The sequence below is a fragment of the Tatumella sp. UCD-D_suzukii genome (genome assembly GCF_000611875.2).
Classification (GTDB): Bacteria; Pseudomonadota; Gammaproteobacteria; order Enterobacterales; family Enterobacteriaceae; genus Tatumella; species Tatumella ptyseos.
On the sequence record NZ_JFJX01000004.1, the window covers coordinates 53,010 to 68,288 of the forward strand.

The following is a 15,279-nucleotide window of genomic DNA, read 5'->3' on the forward strand; positions in this document are numbered from 1 at the left end:
TAAGGATAATTATGCGTATTCTTTCTGTTTTACTGTTATTTATCAGCACCTTTGTCATCGCTGCGCCGCAGACTCAGCAGTTCACCGACGATACCGGACGAACGGTGACCGTACCACTGCACCCGAAACGGATCGTGTCACTGCATGATCTGGACATCACTATCCCGTTAATCGAGCTGGGGGTTTTCCCGGTCGGCAGTCATGGCCGGACGTTACCGGGTGGCAGTCATACACTGCGTTCCGCACGGCTGTTAACCGGCGTTGATTTTAATGACTCAGGGATCCGGTTTATCGGTACCTCGGATATTGATATCGAGGCCATTGCCGCACTGAAACCGGACCTGATTATTACCGAACCGGGCCGTAGCGCCTCGATTGAACAGCTTGAGAAAATTGCTCCGACCGTCAGTATTGACCATCTGAAAGGCGGTGCGCCACGGATTTACAGTAAGCTTGCACAACTGACCGGTACCCAGGTTCAACTGTCACGCCTGGAGGCCCGGTATCAGGATGAAATCAGACAACTGAAACAGACCATTGGCGGTCGTAAGATAACGGTCTCCGTGCTGCAGGCCAATAACGGTAAAATTGCTGTTATGCACAGCTACCATTCGTTGGGGAAAGTGCTGCGTGATGCCGGCCTGACCTTCCCTGCCCTGATCAACAATATTCCTGAAGACGGCCGTATGAATGTCAGCGCCGAGCGACTCCCGGATCTGGATGCGGATCTGGTGTTTGATACCTGGCGTAGTGATACCGGTGGGACTCCGGCAGATGAAATCGCGGCAATGAATGCCGTGATGCCGGGCTGGTGTAATTTCCTGACGGCCTGTCAGAAAGGCCACTATGTGATGGTTTCACGTGATGAGGCTATTTCAAATACCTTTGCGGCACTCAGCCTGATGGCGGCCGTGGTTCAGTCTCAGATTGCAGGGCTGGCTGTCTCTGGCGCGAAATAAGCGGAACGGATAATGAAAGAACAGAAGAAAAATAAACACAGGGTGGATGTCTACGGTGAACGTTTACGCAGTCGGGCACCACAACTGTCTGCCAGCCTGCAGAATGTTCTTTATTATATTAATGAACACCGCGCAACTGTTCTGGAAGCGACCGCACTGGAAATTGCAGCAGCCACCGGCACCTCGGATGCCACGGTGGTCCGTGCGGTACAGGCACTGGGGTTCGCCGGGTTACGTGACCTGAAAAAAACCCTCGAATTGTGGTTTGAACCGGTAATGAACTCCGCCGATAAAATGAGCTCTACGGTGAGTGAGTTTACCTGTGATACCCAGTCGAGTATCAATTTTGTGCTGGAAGGTCATAAACATACCTGTGAAGTGCTTGCCTCTCAGGAAAACCGTCTTGCGTTGTCGCGGGCGGTTTCACTGTTACTGGAAGCCCGCCAGACCGCGATTTTCGGTATTAACGCCTCCGGGATCCTCGCCGAATATGCTGCCCGCTTATTTAACCGTATCGGTCTGCCGTGTGTGTCGCTTAACCGCTCGGGCATTGGCCTTGCAGAACAGTTACTGACCCTGCAACGCGGCGATGTACTGATCATGATGGCCCAGAAGTCAGCGCACCGGGAAGGTATGACCACACTGCGGGAAGCAAGGCGGCTGGGGAATCCGGTGATCCTGCTGACCAACGCAATGGACTCGAAGTTTGCTCAGGAAGCGGATGTGGTGATCCAGGTCCCGCGCGGGGGAGAAAACGGTAAGATCCCGTTGCACGGAACGGTGCTGGTATGCCTGGAGATGCTGGTATTATCCGTCGCGTCGTCGGCCTCTCAGCGCACGATAAAATCGATGAAACGTCTGCAGGAATTACATCGCGGCCTTAAACCCGGCACCCATAAACGCTGACCCCGGAACATTTTTCTTTACACCCGAACGAACGCTCCGGTCATGGCCGGCAGGCTCTTCCTGCCCGCCGGCCAGAGTCACCGCCTTACGGCCCTTTTTCCTCCGCAACGGGCTTCGGTAAACCGATAAATACCTTCAGGTTCAGCGGATTGACCAGTAATTCCGCCATCTCCCGTACCTTATCCGTCTGTATAGCTGCCGCCAGTCCTTTGACCTCAGAGAGATACCGGGGATCATGGTAATGGCGGTAACTGAGGATCAGCCGCTTTTGCAGACTGTAAATATCCCCGCTGCGTGACTGTTCCGCCAGCTCAAACTGGCGACGTTGCTCCTCCACCTGCTGCGGTGTGATCTGTGACGGCAGTTGTCTGAAGACCTGTAATGCACGCTGCCATAACTCCCCGGCCCTTTGCGGCGCCGTGGTAAAACTCAGCGCGGACTCAATCCGCTGGTGGCGATCGTTCAGGGTACTGCTGAACCGCAGCCGGTAAACCCCTAATGCGTCATCACGCAGGCTGGATTTTAATGCCTGAGTCGCGAGGTTCTGCGCAACGTTCAACCGGACAGCGTCTTCCGGGGACCAGCGGCGGGAGGTAAAACTCCAGGCATTCACCGTCGCGCGCGGCTCTGCATTCGTTTCACTCACCCAGTCATCATAACCACTGACCGGTAATTCGCGGGTCAGCCGGCGGGGTTTACCCCGCGGGATGGTCGCCAGATACCGGGCCGCCAGTGGCACCAGCTCTGGCACATCGTCCGCCACCAGATACCAGGTCATCGGTGCCCTGACCGTCTGTCGCCACTGCTGCAGAAATTCGCTATTTTCTGTCCTGCTCAGCCGTCCGGTATCCGCCGCCGCGCCCGTATCCGGCAGTCCGTAGCGTAAACGGTAGATCTGTAACTCGCGATCACCATTGTCAGACTGCGCCCGGGTCGCCTGCTGACGCAGGAGTTGCATCATACTCTCGCCACGAACCTGCGGATCGATCCCCGCATTGACCTGTATTTGATGATTGATAGCCAGCAAATTTTCGAGGTCCCGCGCGGTGCCGACAGAATCAATCAGTAATTCGTCCGGCTGCTGGGTGATCAGCAGGGATACCGAATGTTCCTTTTTCCAGCGCCCGAAGTCACCTGTCCGCCATCCCGCAGGGCCGCTCTGCTTAATCATCTGACCGGCAAGCTGTGACTGCCAGCGATCCAGCCCCTGCATCAGAAAGCCGGACGGACTGGTGGCCGATAAATAGACCCGGTCTTTCGCCAGCGGTGTTTTCAGCCACACCAGGGTATCGCCGTTACTCAGTGTCCACTGACGGGTCTGTTGTTCAGGATAGATTTTCAGCGCGTTAAGGGAACCGGCCCCGGTGACCGCGGGTAGCTGTGGTAACACTGCAGCAGGGGGACGGCGATACGGCGATAACGGGAGCGTAGCCACCTCCGCCATCTGCCGGCGTACCTCCTGAGAGTCCGGCAGCCTGGCCGTGCGTCTCCCCGGGATCCCGAACTGCACCAGTTGATCGCCGGCCAGCAGCCAGTCCGTGATCTGCTGATTAACCTGCGCGTCAGTAATGCTGTCCGTCAGTGAAAGGATGGCTTTACCCCGCTGCTGACTGTCAGTGAATGGCTGTTTCTGCTCCCAGCGGACAGAAAGTTCACGGACCCACCCGCTAAAGTCACGCTGTTCCGGCCGGGCTGCCATTGCTATCGCTGCTTCACGGATGGCCTGCCGTTCGTCGGCAATATCTGCGGGATCGGCACCATAGCGCAGAAAACGTTCACGTTCACGCAGCAGGCGGGTCAGACCTTGCTGATGCTGACCCGGCGTTACATCCACAAATAATCCCAGTGCCTGCGTGTCTCTGCCAATAGCCGATTTGCGGACAATAATACGACTGCCGGTGGCCTGAACGTCCGGCCCGGAGGTTTGTAACTGACGTGTCAGCACCTGCAGCGCTATCTGGCTGACCAGCCGCTGCGTTAACGTAGTGTCCGGCCCTGGTGAGAACCGGCTGACCAGCGATACCTGGCTATTGCCACTCTGACTGTCCTGCAGCCGGACGACCCGTAGCTGGTTTGCCAGCACCGGTTCATAGTAGTTTCTGGCGCTGACCGGCGCAGCAGGCATGTCCTGAAAGGCGTCGGTGATCAACTGCCGGGCCTGCTGCACATCAAAATCACCGATGATCAGTAACCGCATATTCCCCGGCCGGTACCAGCGCTGATAAAACTGGCGAAGTGCCCCGGCACCGGTATCCTGAATAGACTTTTCATCGCCAATCGGTGGCCGGGACGGATACCGTGACCCTTCCCGTAGAGCGGCAACCCGTTGCTGATTCATGCGGCTGGCGACCCCCAGCTGTCCCCGCCATTCCTCCATAATGATCCGCCGCTCACTTTGTAAATCCGCATCGGTGATACTGGCCGCCCCGGTCATCTGGCTCAGCGCCTTCATCGCCAGCGGAATGCCCGCGCTGCCATCGGGCGGACTCATCATAAACAGCGTACGCTCATAGTTAGTCATGGCGTTATACTGGCGGGCCCGTTGCCAGCCGTGGCTTTGTAACAGACTGGCGACCCCCTGCGGATACTGCCGGCTGCCACGGAACACCATATGCTCGACCATATGCGCGACAGCAGGTTCATTCGCCTGCTGATCCAGTGACCCGGCATCGACACTCAGCCGGATATCCACCCGGTGCTGATAGCCTTCCATCGGCACCAGGGTATAACTGAAGCCGTTAGCCAGTTGACCTTCAATAATGCGGGGGAAACCGCTGAGTTTTTCCCCCGCGATCCCCCATGAACTGGTAAACACTGACAGAAAAACCACTACCCACTTCATCTGTTTCATTCCAGGACTATCCTCTGCCGCAGCCTTGCGGCATGACTATTTCGTAAAAAACCTGCCGGTTACCAGTTGTAAGCCACACCCAGCCAGAACTGACGACCTGTTTTATATGTCACCGTTTTACTGCTGCTGCCGGTGGTTTGGGAGGCGGCGATAACATTATCCAGTACGTTAATCACATCGAGCGTCAGCTCAACGCTCTGCTGCCCGTAGGTCGGTTGCAGGTAACTGAAGTGCCAGTCATAAGAGAAATAATCTTTGTATCGGGTCTGGTCATAACGGGTGGCATTGCCTTCATAATTTCCGCAGACACTGCCCTCTGCCGGGCAACTGACAGACGTGGTGGTATAGCCACGGTATCCGGCGGTATATCCCAGATTCTGGTTCCAGTTAAGACGTAATGCAGGGAAGTAGGTATTCAGGTTAACGAAAGCCGTCCAGGGGGTGTTGAAATCCAGCGCATCCATTTCGCCTTTATCCATTAACCGGCCACCGACGATCACTTTATTGTCATCGGTATCACTGACATCGTAATAACTTTGTGAGCTGGATTTATTCTTTGTATAACTGGCTCCCGCCGACCAGCGCATTTCACCCCAGGAAAAGGTTTTCGGGCTGACTGGCTCGCCGGTCAGTGAAAAGGTATTGCCACGGGTTCTGGCATTGTTCGCCAGAATATAAGCCCGCTCACCGGCATCATTCGTTACCGTCTGTCGGCCAAACTGATCTTTCCCCTGACGGTTAACCCATTTCAGGGTCCATACCGAGTTCAGCACTCGCTGTGAAAGGCCCAGTGATAACTCATCACTGTAAGGGGTTTTCAGGGATGAAGTGGCATAATCAATGGAAGCGGTTTTAAGCTCTCCGTCACTCCAGGCCCCGGAAGCACTGCTGCGGGTCCGTACCGAATAGCTGCTGATCCCCTGGCGTAACTGATACGCCAGCAGGCTCTGGCCGTAATAGCGGTTGGCTCCGCCGAACAGACGGGTGGAATGGTCATCCCACAGATCATAAGAAGCGGCCAGACGCGGTGCCAGAGTCAGATTTTTCAGGAAATCATCATACTGAGCCCGGACGCCCGGCGTGACTTCCAGCTTGCCTACGCTCATGCTGTCCTGAAAATAGAACGCATAATCCGTATAACTGGCGGCGACTTCCCGCGCCGGGTAAACCGTCAGGTTTTTAAAATATTGCTCACCATTGATGCAGTAAATATCACCGGACTGACAAACAACTCCGGTATCCACGGTCGCTATTCCCCGGGACAGGGTGACATCATTAAACCGTTGATACCGGGCACTGTAGCGGTCAATCTCCCAGCCAGCATCTGCCTGATGTGCCACCGGTCCCGACATCAGCGGATTCAGTTCATAATCCTGTTTCAGCGTGAGAGTGCGTTTCTCTGTGGAATAGGTGCCGTAACCGCCGATCAATGCCGTCTGATAATTTTTAGTGGCCGGTGAGCTGACCCAGTCAATGGTATCTGACACAAATCCCGCCGAAGCATACGATTTATACCAGGTAAGTAACTGATCTGACTGATGAGAAATCTTATTTTGTTCATACTGATAACCCGCCAGGCTGGTCACTTTCCCCCACCCGGTCAGATGCTCCCACTCCGCATTCAGACGGTAGCCGCCACCCGTATTGGTAAAGGCCCCGTTTTTCACGTTGGCTTTATAATATTCCGAAGAATGCGGCGAATACATGCCGGTCAGTCGGAGGGTGTCGCCATTATCTGCCAGATAGGTGCCTTTCAGTAAATAGGTCTCTGACAACCGTTTCTGGTTGCTCCACTCCCCCAGGTAACTTTGGTAATACGGGATTGTCGATTGCTGACGGTTATAGGCGAACAACAGGGCCGCGTTATCGCTGAGTGGCTGGTTCACAGAAACAGAATAGGTTTCTTTTCTGAATTTCGGCTGACTGGTCAGGCTGGTCGCGGAATCAAAATCTTCTGCCTCATCCGCATCAATATGATAGCGGGTCCAGGCGGAGCGTGTGGTGCGGTAGGCTATCCGGCCGGAGGCGCGTCCGGTTTGCGGGTCTTTCAGCCGCGCATCGACCACGCCGCCGGCGAATCCGCCATATCTGGCCGAGATATTGCTATCAAATACCTCTAACTGTTCGATAAGTTCGGAATTTATCCAGAAGGACTGCGTCCCGCCGGCGGGCAAATCGGTGGGAGAATACCCGTCCGGGGTTGCGGAGAATTCGCCGCCATTAGCCCCGGGATTCACCGTATTATTATTCGATAGCCCGTCAATGGTGAAATTGTTGTTATAAAATTTCTCACCGTGGAAAGAGACATTTTCCGGCGCGATTTCTCCGGGGGTGGTACTGCTGTCGGTAGTATTAGCAAACCGGACCGCGGGATTATGTTTCAGTAACTCTGGCACACTCCCGTTTCCGGTCGGAAACTGGTTTATCTGTGTTTTATCGAGTATCTGCGTTCCCATCGACTGACTGGTCGGCGTCGTACGTACCAGGATAGTATCTTCCTGTGTCTGCTCCTCCGGCGTTGTATCAGCACGATTATTTTCCAGGCCGAACGCCGCCCCCGGCAATAAAACTATTGCCGCGATAAAGGTTATTTTGTTTCCCACGAAGTATTCCCAAAGATGTTATGTGATAAAAATTTATTAATCCGCCAGAGCCACCGCCCCACTGAGTTTAAAAATTATCGTGACGGTCTGATTTTCGGCCGCAGCCCCCTTCTGATAACGCCAGCGGGCGATATCTTTATAAAGTCCTCCGCTGAATACACCGGCGGGATTTTCTTCTGTGATCCGGACATGAGTAACCGTACCGTCCGCGGTGACATCAAAGCGCAGTTTTACTCTGCCTTCGACGCCCAACGCTTTCGCACGCTGCGGATAATTGACCCTGCGGGTTAAGGCTTTGACGGTGGCATGAGGATGTTCCCCGGCACCTGCACGGGTCGTCGCTGTATTACCGGTACCGGCATTTTCCGGGGGAACCCGGGCAATATTTTCCAAAGAAGCTCCGTCAGACATTGCCCTGCTGGCAAGCCGGGGTTTCGTCACCCCGGGCGGTCGTCGCTGAACAGAAACAGGTTGTATTCTGCCGGCCACCCGGGGCCGGGTAACCGCGACACTTTTTCCGGTGGAATGCGCTGCCCGCACCGCCCGGGAAGGCTTCTCTGAGGCGTGTGGGATCTTTTTCATGGCCGGCAAGGCCACTGTGCCGCGCTCACTGACCGGTAATGGTGATCGTGCCGGGGTCCCGACAGTCACCGGCAATACTTTCGGTGGCAGTCGTTCGGGAGATTGCGGGTTCACCTGTACCGCGGTGAAGACCGGAACGGCAGAAGAAGCGTTGCTCTGTCCGCCTCCGCTCATCAATACCCGGGAGGGCGCATGAGAAATCATGGCAAAGATCAGCAGTGCATGAACCCCCACAGACATCATCACAGACACGTTAACCGTTGCTTTCCTCCGTGCATCGGCGGCGGAGACTTCCCCCCCGGCTTCAGGAATCCACAGACTACACAAACTCGCCTTCCTCTTACCGACGGTGCAGGGACTTATCTGTCGTGATGTCATCCTGAAAAAAGACTCAGAAAAGATAAGACTGCATTACCTAAAAAATGATAATGAGAATTATTTTACAAACGATAATCAATTGCAATAGAAAACATTACATTCAGATACAAACAGAAATAAATGATGTTTTAACGAGCGATTTTTTCGCCCTGCTGCCTGTTATGTCGCCAACGTGCTCTGCATAACGTCAGGGAGTTATGGACATGCACCGATGACCTGGCAGCAGAATCCGTTCACACCGGCGTGTGATACGGCCGGATCATTCGGTGATTTTATTTATCAATATTGCCGGTGACAGTAAAAAGCGGACCGGAAATGGCGAGGCAGGAAAGCGCAAAATAGCGACTAAAAATGAGCAATTCAGCGGTGAAAGGCGTAATGACGGTGCGCTCTGATACGTTTTGTCATGCCCTGGCTGACGACAAACGAAGACCGAAAACAGCGACTGAATCATCCGACCGCGAGTTTACGCCAATATTTTCATCAGGGTGTGAGTGACTGTGAAGCCGGCTTACGGAGGAAAGCATTTGCTCCCGGGAAAGGAACTGCGGTTTATGCGGCAAAAAAAATCCACCGCCCGGTTCAGGGTCAGCGGATAAGGATGACGGGGGTCACAGAACAGCTATTTCACCGTCGCGGGCCACCCCAGAGATGGATCACGACGGGAGGCAGAAATCAGCCTTTCATCCGGTGCGCTATTGTATTGGCAGTCACCATCGCGTTATATACATCATCGACCGTCAGTTCCATCGGCATATTGTTCATCGTGTCGCCCGGTGCACAGGCAATACGCGCAACTTCACGCCATTCAGATTCGACAAATGTTTTCAGGCCCATATCTTCCAGTGTCAGCGGGAGTTTTGCCGCTTTCACAATACGCACCACATTGTCCCACTCTTCCTGCGGGGCATTTTCCAGCACCAACTGCGTCAGCAGGCCAAAGACCACTTTCTCACCGTGCTGCGCTTTATGCAGATCAGGCACCACTGACATGCCGTTATTGACTGCATGGGCCGCCGCCAGACCACCCGCCTCGGCCCCGACACCACTCAGATAAATCGTCGCCTCAATGGTCTGCTCCAGCGCCGGGGTGGTCAGGTGGTTAGCCACAGCGTCCATAGCTGCATCGATATTTTCACTCAGCAGACGGTAGCATAGCTCAGCCAGCCCCAGTCCGGTTCTTGACGGTTTATGCAACACCAGGTTAATGCCATCCGCCGCATAGCAGGCACGGGCCTCAAAATAGGTCGCTAACGCATCGCCGACGCCAGCGGAGAAGAAGCGCAAAGGGGCGGCTGCGATAATCGAAGTATCGGCAACCACGACGTCCGGGTTCTGCGGTAAGTACAGATATTCGTCAAACTCTCCGCTTTCGGTATAGATGACCGCCAGAGCAGTACAAGGCGCATCGGTAGAAGCAATCGTCGGAAACAGTACCACCGGCAGTTTCAGGTAGAAAGCAACCGCTTTAGCGGTATCGAGCGTTTTACCTCCGCCGACGCCGACAATGATATTCGCTTCGCTGGCACGGACACATTCCTGAAGACGGTCGATCTCTTTCCGGCAACATTCATAGCGGAACTTCTCAGCACATCCTTTCAGTCCGGCAGCGTGGAGGGCCGGCAATGCCTGTTCCTGCACTTTTGGCAGAATAAATTCATCGGTAATGATCAGGGTGTTATCGCCAAAATCTTTCACGAAGTCATCGATTTTCGACAACATATCGGTGCCAATAAAGAATTTTTTCGGTGATGTTACCGTTCTTGGTAATTTAGTTTCTTTAATCATTTCAGCTTCCCGTCATGTGACCTTTAATGGGTTTATGATGGTGATATTCTCTCCCTCTCATATTGATCGTGATCATAAGCGGGTCTGTTTATTTGCCTTATTTATCGATAACACTGCCGGACGACAGAACAATCACCGCACAGAAAAACGATATTCCGTGTCCCGAACCCCCGGAAGAAACTGAACGTAACACAATGAATAATAACATTATTAAAAGAAGGTGCGGAGCCAGATAGCGGTTATAATGTCGCGCGCATTGCCTGTCTGCATCGCCGGCGATGGAAATAAAAATCCCGACATTTCTTCCCCCTCTGTATGCTGTCTTTTCTCCTTAGGCTTATAAAAATAACTCAGGAAATAAATTAGCATCCATAAACCTGCGCTCCCCCTGCGGGACATTTTTCTGCCAATGGCATTCCGAAAGATGCCGGAAATGTACCGGAGGTGATCAAAAGGTTCTCTTCTGACATAAAAATGCGACTACGGCAGGGCTGATAACGATAGATACCCTCGCCATCACACCCGGCCGGGGCCACTGCCCTGCGGCTGACCGCACTCTGTTTAATGGCAACACTTCAGGCAGGCTCCGGACGGACGGATAATCAACGTGATGGCTATAGGTTTACGGATCGGAAGGGATTCATAGGGTGCCGAAGGCATCGGCAGGGACAGTCAGTGGCATAACACTGGCCATTGCGAATATTTCATCGGCACTGTCATCGATGCTGTCCGGCGGGCCTGGACGGCCCCCGGGAATATCACCGATGTTTATTGCCACCAGCCGTATTGCGCCGGACAGTACGCTGGCAATGGTGGCTCTGTAGTCTGAAAAAAACATGGCCTCAGGCAGGTTATATCGATACGGTGCCTCGCACCGTTATCGAATAACAGAGGTCCGCCCTTCTCATTCGCCCCGACGTAACCGGCTGGCGGCTTCCAGCGCACTGACCATCTGTCCTGCCAGCGCAGCGATAACGTTCATGCAAACGGAATTACCGAACTGTTTATAAATCTGACCATGTGAAACGGCATCAACGATAAAATCATCGGGGAATCCCTGTAAACGGGCACACTCTTTCGGCGTCAGTTTTCGCGGGTTTTTCCCTTCAGCGTGCTGTTCAATCAGTATTTCTGAACCGTCTTTATAATACCTGGCGCTAAGAGTATTGGTGTACTCACTGTCAGCGTTAAACAGACTGTAACCAAAGCCGTTTCCGCGCTGCTTGTGAGACGAACGCCTTTTCTGGTGGCCGAGCCACAGTTTATCGGACAGGGTATAAACGTCTTTGCCTTTTCTGGCAATCAGTGCCGCCAGTTGCTGCGGTTGCAGTAAAATGTCACCCACCCGGGTCGGCGTACAAGGCGGTTCCGGCCACCGGAAGACCTGGTCGAAATCAACACCGCTGAAATAGTCTTTATCAAAACCGACAATATAAACCCGCTCACGGTTCTGAGGCGCGCCAAAATCTCCCGCACGCAATACACGGAAATCGACCCAGTAGTTCAGCTTTTCAGACAATGCCCGCCGGGCCTCTTCACTCATCGGGACATCATCAGGAATAGCCTGCACATGCTTACCCTGTAAAATATCGATAATGGTTTTCAGGGTGCGGCCTTTATCATGTCCCCGAAGCTGTTTAACATTTTCCAGCAGGAACGCTTTTGGCTTTTTCGCGGCCAGGATGCGCTGAATTTCAAAAAACATGGTTCCGCGGGTATCACTGAAGCCCTGCTTACGCCCGGCGAGAGAAAAAGCCTGACAGGGAAACCCGCCCAGCAGCACATCGTGATCGGCAATCTCCGTGGCCCTGACCCGGGTGATGTCGCCGACCGGCATTTCTCCGTAATTGGCCAGATAGGTTTTCTGGGCGTATTTATCCCATTCCGAGGTAAAAACACAGTGCCCGCCCAGGCGCTGAAAAGGCAGGCGGATCCCGCCGATTCCGGCAAACAGATCGATAAATGTAAACCGGCTTTCCGACTGCGGTGGCTGCCGGAAAGGCGCTTCCTGTGCATGTTTTTGCAGTTTTTTACCCATGTTCAGGATAGCCTTCCGTTTGGCTACAGAAGGCATAAGCTGCCCGGACTCCCATTCACCGACGGTATGTTCGCCGTGAGCAGGCATCCCAAGCACACTGGCGAACTCAGCACGCCCCAGGCCAAGCTCTTCCCTGATGCTCTTTATTTCTTCTGGTGTTGGATGTACTAAGTGGGACATTATTCGGTTACTTATGCGGTTTTCGTCCCGGAAGACTAACATCGCCCTCAAAAGCCCGCAATCAGTTATTCCGGAGTGTGACACCGTAAGGTATTTCACTCTGAAAATTATCTGCTTTGCGGATCTGGCGGGTTGCCCGCCGGACACAGAACACCCTGCATGGCTCTGCCAGCGGTGGCCCGTTATCCGGCCACCTTCGGAAAGAGGATTTACCGTAACACGATCACCGGCATGCACAGTCAGGACCAGAATATTCTGTGACTGACCTGGCACTCTTCGGTGCTGTCATCAGAGGACAACGTTCCGGGAGGAAGGAAAGCATCGCCCCCGGAGCGTTTTTACTGTGTGCAGATTAGCATTAGCGCGGGGATTTAATGACCAACTGATGGCGATCATTATAGAACCGGCGGTAGGCCAGATAGCCGGCAATAATAGTCGACAGACTGGCGGTAGATAACAGCATAAAGGTCACCATTATCTGATATTTAATCGCTTTTACCGGGTCAATTCCCGCAAAGATCAATCCGGACATCATCCCCGGCAGACTAACCAGCCCCACGGTTTTCGCTGAATCAATGGTCGGGATCATCGCGGCACGAATACTTTCCCGCAGCAGTCCCGCAGACGACTGCTTCGGGGTCGCTCCCAGACTGAGCATCTCCTGAATTTGCTGCTGTCCGCTGGCAAATCGTTGCCCCAGGTTATTGTAACAAAGCCCGACCGCAACCATACCGTTACCGGCAATCATTCCGGCTATCGGGATCACCTGCATAGGCTGAAACTCAATCGACCCGGTCAGCACCAGCACCAGTAACGTCAGGACGGCACCGGTAGTGATGGCGACAAATGACATCAGGAAAGCATTATCTATATATTTACTGCGCTTTTTGGCATTCCAGGCCGCATTGAAACAGATAAACAGCACCATTAATACCGTCAGAAAGGCATTGTTCAGGTCAAACAGATACTTTAATACGTAACCGACAATCACCAGTTGTACAACGGCCCGGAAGATACTCCACAAAATATCTTTTTCCAGTGCCAGTTTTTCCCGGTAACTGATCACAATCGCCACCAGCACTAAGGCCAGCGACATAATAAGCGATCCATTGGTGATATTATGCTGGTTCACTCGCGTCTTCCTTTGTATTTTCTGAGGGGGTTCCTTCCTGCGCTGCGGAGGGAGGCGTTAAGCGGATCACATGATCTGCATGGCGTATTTCATCCACATCGTGAGTGACCCACAGGACGGCCAGATTATTTTCACGCACATAGTGATGAATAATATCGTTCACCTGGCGTTTATTTTTTTCGTCCAATGCACTGGTTATTTCATCCAGCAGCAGGATCTGAGGTAAAAACTGCAGATGACGGATCAGTGAAATACGTTGTTTTTCTCCGCCTGAGAGCTCCGTCACCGGTTGATCCAGTATGTTTGCCGGTAATGAAAACCGTTGCAGTTCTTTGATCAGTTGCTGGTTATCGGCTGTTTTGCGACGCAGCATCCAGGGAAACTGCAGGTTATCGGCAACCGTATTGCCAAACAGTGACGGGGTTTGTGCGCAGTAAGATACCTGCTGACGATACTCTTCCGGCGAATAGTGCGTAATCTTTTTACCGCCTAACGTAATCTCCCCGCTCTGCGGACTGATCAGTGAAGAAATAATCTTTAGTAACGTGCTCTTTCCGCACCCTGAAGGTCCGGTGATCAGAGTAAACTCACCAGCATTGAGTGTCAGTGAAATATCACCGAGGATTTGCGACCCGCCGGCCCTGTAGTTGATCTTATCCACTGTCAGCAGTGGTGCTTTCTGATCCTTCATGACTTATTATCCCGTACTGAACTGTTTTAGCTATTTTAACGATGATCCCCGCACCGATGATATGGCTTTTTTGGCCGCCGGAGGCACATCTTTGCCAGATCCCCTGAGATAGCCCGCATACCTTGCAAAATCTTCGCTTGCAGAATTGTAATAATTTCTGACCTTGCTGGCTGGTGTTTCTGGCGTCCGCCTTTTAAGGTAGAACCTGAGACTAAAACATGACAGGGGATGGAATATGCGAATACTGGTTGTGGGTGCCGGCTCTACAGGCGGCTATTTCGGTGCCTGCCTGGCACGTCACGGGCGGGATGTGACCTTTCTGGTCCGTGAAAAACGCGCTGCTGCTCTCGAAAAGCACGGGTTAGTGGTTCATGCTGATGCCGGACGTTTTGCGATACAGCCACAGTTGCTAAAGGCCGGGGAGATCAGTGGCCCGTTTGACCTGATCCTCCTCACAGTGAAGAGTTTCGGGCTCTCACAGGCCATCCATGACATTACCCCCGCGGTCGGTGAGCAGACGCTGATTTTACCGGTGCTGAACGGTATGCGACATATCAGCACGCTGGCTGAGGTGTTCGGTAAAGATAAGGTGCTGGGGGGATTGTGTAAAATCCATTCCACGCTGAATGAGCAAGGTGAAATTCTGCAAATGTCTGCGCTGCATCAGCTTTACTACGGTGAGCAGGACGGCAGTGATTCAGCACGCGTGCGTCAGGTGGATGCCGTGTTGAGTGGCTGCGGGTTTGATAACCGGCTATCCATGACCATTCAGAATGATATGTGGGAAAAATGGTTACTGCTGAGTACGCTGGGTGCCGTGACCTGCCTGTCGAGGGGCAACACTCAACAGGTCGTGCGTTCTGCCGGTGGCGGAGTACTGCTACAGAGCCTGTTCAGTGAAGTATTAGCCGTGATCACTGCCTGCGGCTATCAGCAACGCCCGGCGGTCATTGCCGGTACCCTCCAGATGCTGAGTAACCCCGAAACTCCGCTCACATCCTCCATGTACCGGGATTTAGACCAGGGGTTCTCTGTGGAGGCAGACCAGATCATCGGGGACCTGGTCGACAGAGCCAATGCACACGCCGTCCCCGTACCGCTCCTGAATGCAGTATATGTCAACCTGCAGGTTTATCAGCAAACACGGCAGGCCGTCTGACCCCCTGCTGAT

General features: G+C 53.4%; 12 protein-coding genes. 5 read left to right on the plus strand and 7 right to left on the minus strand.

The genetic code is table 11. The annotated features are described in order from the left end of the window. Positions 1-11: 11 nt before the first annotated feature. Both CG67_RS02320 and CG67_RS02325 read left to right on the plus strand, forming a co-directional pair. Entirely contained in the window at positions 12-959 is a 948-nt protein-coding gene (locus CG67_RS02320; protein WP_025901371.1) for an iron-siderophore ABC transporter substrate-binding protein, read from the plus strand. Positions 960-971: 12 nt separating this feature from the next. After that, entirely contained in the window at positions 972-1,865 is an 894-nt protein-coding gene (locus CG67_RS02325) for a MurR/RpiR family transcriptional regulator (protein WP_025901372.1), read from the plus strand. An 85-nt stretch (positions 1,866-1,950) separates the two neighbouring features. Here CG67_RS02325 and CG67_RS02330 read toward each other — a convergent pair whose 3' ends face one another. Genes CG67_RS02330 through CG67_RS02340 form a run of 3 tightly spaced genes read right to left on the minus strand, consistent with a single transcriptional unit; the run spans position 1,951 to position 8,228 of the window. After that, positions 1,951-4,716, minus strand: a complete 2,766-nt coding sequence (locus CG67_RS02330) for a M16 family metallopeptidase (RefSeq protein ID WP_025901373.1) — start codon at positions 4,714-4,716, stop codon at positions 1,951-1,953. Between the two features lie 59 nt (positions 4,717-4,775). Beyond that, positions 4,776-7,319 (minus strand): TonB-dependent receptor, encoded by a 2,544-nt coding sequence (locus CG67_RS02335; RefSeq protein ID WP_074011087.1) that lies wholly within the window; start codon positions 7,317-7,319, stop codon positions 4,776-4,778. A 36-nt stretch (positions 7,320-7,355) separates the two neighbouring features. Continuing rightward, positions 7,356-8,228 (minus strand): TonB family protein, encoded by an 873-nt coding sequence (locus CG67_RS02340; RefSeq protein ID WP_025901375.1) that lies wholly within the window; start codon positions 8,226-8,228, stop codon positions 7,356-7,358. 317 nt (positions 8,229-8,545) lie between these two features. Here CG67_RS02340 and CG67_RS18625 point away from each other — a divergent pair, with 317 nt between their 5' ends. After that, a complete protein-coding gene (locus CG67_RS18625; protein WP_256360138.1) occupies positions 8,546-8,674 on the plus strand; it encodes a hypothetical protein in 129 nt (42 codons plus the stop codon). Between the two features lie 280 nt (positions 8,675-8,954). On the opposite strand, the gene CG67_RS02345 is transcribed toward CG67_RS18625, so the two are convergent. Then, positions 8,955-10,067 (minus strand): glycerol dehydrogenase, encoded by a 1,113-nt coding sequence (locus CG67_RS02345; protein ID WP_038024546.1) that lies wholly within the window; start codon positions 10,065-10,067, stop codon positions 8,955-8,957. A gap of 647 nt (positions 10,068-10,714) precedes the next feature. Here CG67_RS02345 and CG67_RS18220 point away from each other — a divergent pair. After that, the gene (locus CG67_RS18220) at positions 10,715-10,891 is read left to right on the plus strand and encodes a hypothetical protein (RefSeq protein WP_160318954.1); all 177 of its coding nucleotides are present in this window, start codon (positions 10,715-10,717) and stop codon (positions 10,889-10,891) included. An 80-nt stretch (positions 10,892-10,971) separates the two neighbouring features. Here CG67_RS18220 and dcm read toward each other — a convergent pair whose 3' ends face one another. The 3 genes from dcm to fetA form a co-directional block, all read right to left on the minus strand. Further along, positions 10,972-12,285 carry a DNA (cytosine-5-)-methyltransferase gene (dcm, locus tag CG67_RS02355; RefSeq protein WP_038024548.1) on the minus strand — a complete coding sequence of 438 codons (1,314 nt, stop codon included), beginning with the start codon at positions 12,283-12,285 and terminating at the stop codon, positions 10,972-10,974. Between the two features lie 358 nt (positions 12,286-12,643). After that, positions 12,644-13,417, minus strand: coding sequence for an iron export ABC transporter permease subunit FetB (fetB, locus tag CG67_RS02360; RefSeq protein WP_025901378.1), 774 nt, complete (start codon positions 13,415-13,417; stop codon positions 12,644-12,646). Then, positions 13,404-14,108: an iron ABC transporter ATP-binding protein FetA gene (fetA, locus tag CG67_RS02365; protein ID WP_025901379.1), complete on the minus strand. Its 705-nt coding sequence runs from the start codon at positions 14,106-14,108 to the stop codon at positions 13,404-13,406. The genes fetB and fetA overlap by 14 nt, the downstream gene beginning before the upstream one ends. Positions 14,109-14,343: 235 nt before the next feature. Between fetA and CG67_RS02370 the strand changes: the two genes are divergently transcribed. After that, a complete protein-coding gene (locus tag CG67_RS02370; RefSeq protein ID WP_025901380.1) occupies positions 14,344-15,267 on the plus strand; it encodes a ketopantoate reductase family protein in 924 nt (307 codons plus the stop codon). Positions 15,268-15,279 lie beyond the last annotated feature (12 nt).

Coding starts and splice junctions, on each gene's coding strand:
- CG67_RS02320 (WP_025901371.1), top strand. CDS start 12: ATGCGTATTCTTTCTGTTTTACTGTTATTTATCAGCACCTTTGTCATC.
- CG67_RS02325 (WP_025901372.1), top strand. CDS start 972: ATGAAAGAACAGAAGAAAAATAAACACAGGGTGGATGTCTACGGTGAA.
- CG67_RS02330 (WP_025901373.1), bottom strand. CDS start 4,716: ATGAAACAGATGAAGTGGGTAGTGGTTTTTCTGTCAGTGTTTACCAGT.
- CG67_RS02345 (WP_038024546.1), bottom strand. CDS start 10,067: ATGATTAAAGAAACTAAATTACCAAGAACGGTAACATCACCGAAAAAA.
- dcm (WP_038024548.1), bottom strand. CDS start 12,285: ATGTCCCACTTAGTACATCCAACACCAGAAGAAATAAAGAGCATCAGG.
- fetA (WP_025901379.1), bottom strand. CDS start 14,108: ATGAAGGATCAGAAAGCACCACTGCTGACAGTGGATAAGATCAACTAC.
- CG67_RS02370 (WP_025901380.1), top strand. CDS start 14,344: ATGCGAATACTGGTTGTGGGTGCCGGCTCTACAGGCGGCTATTTCGGT.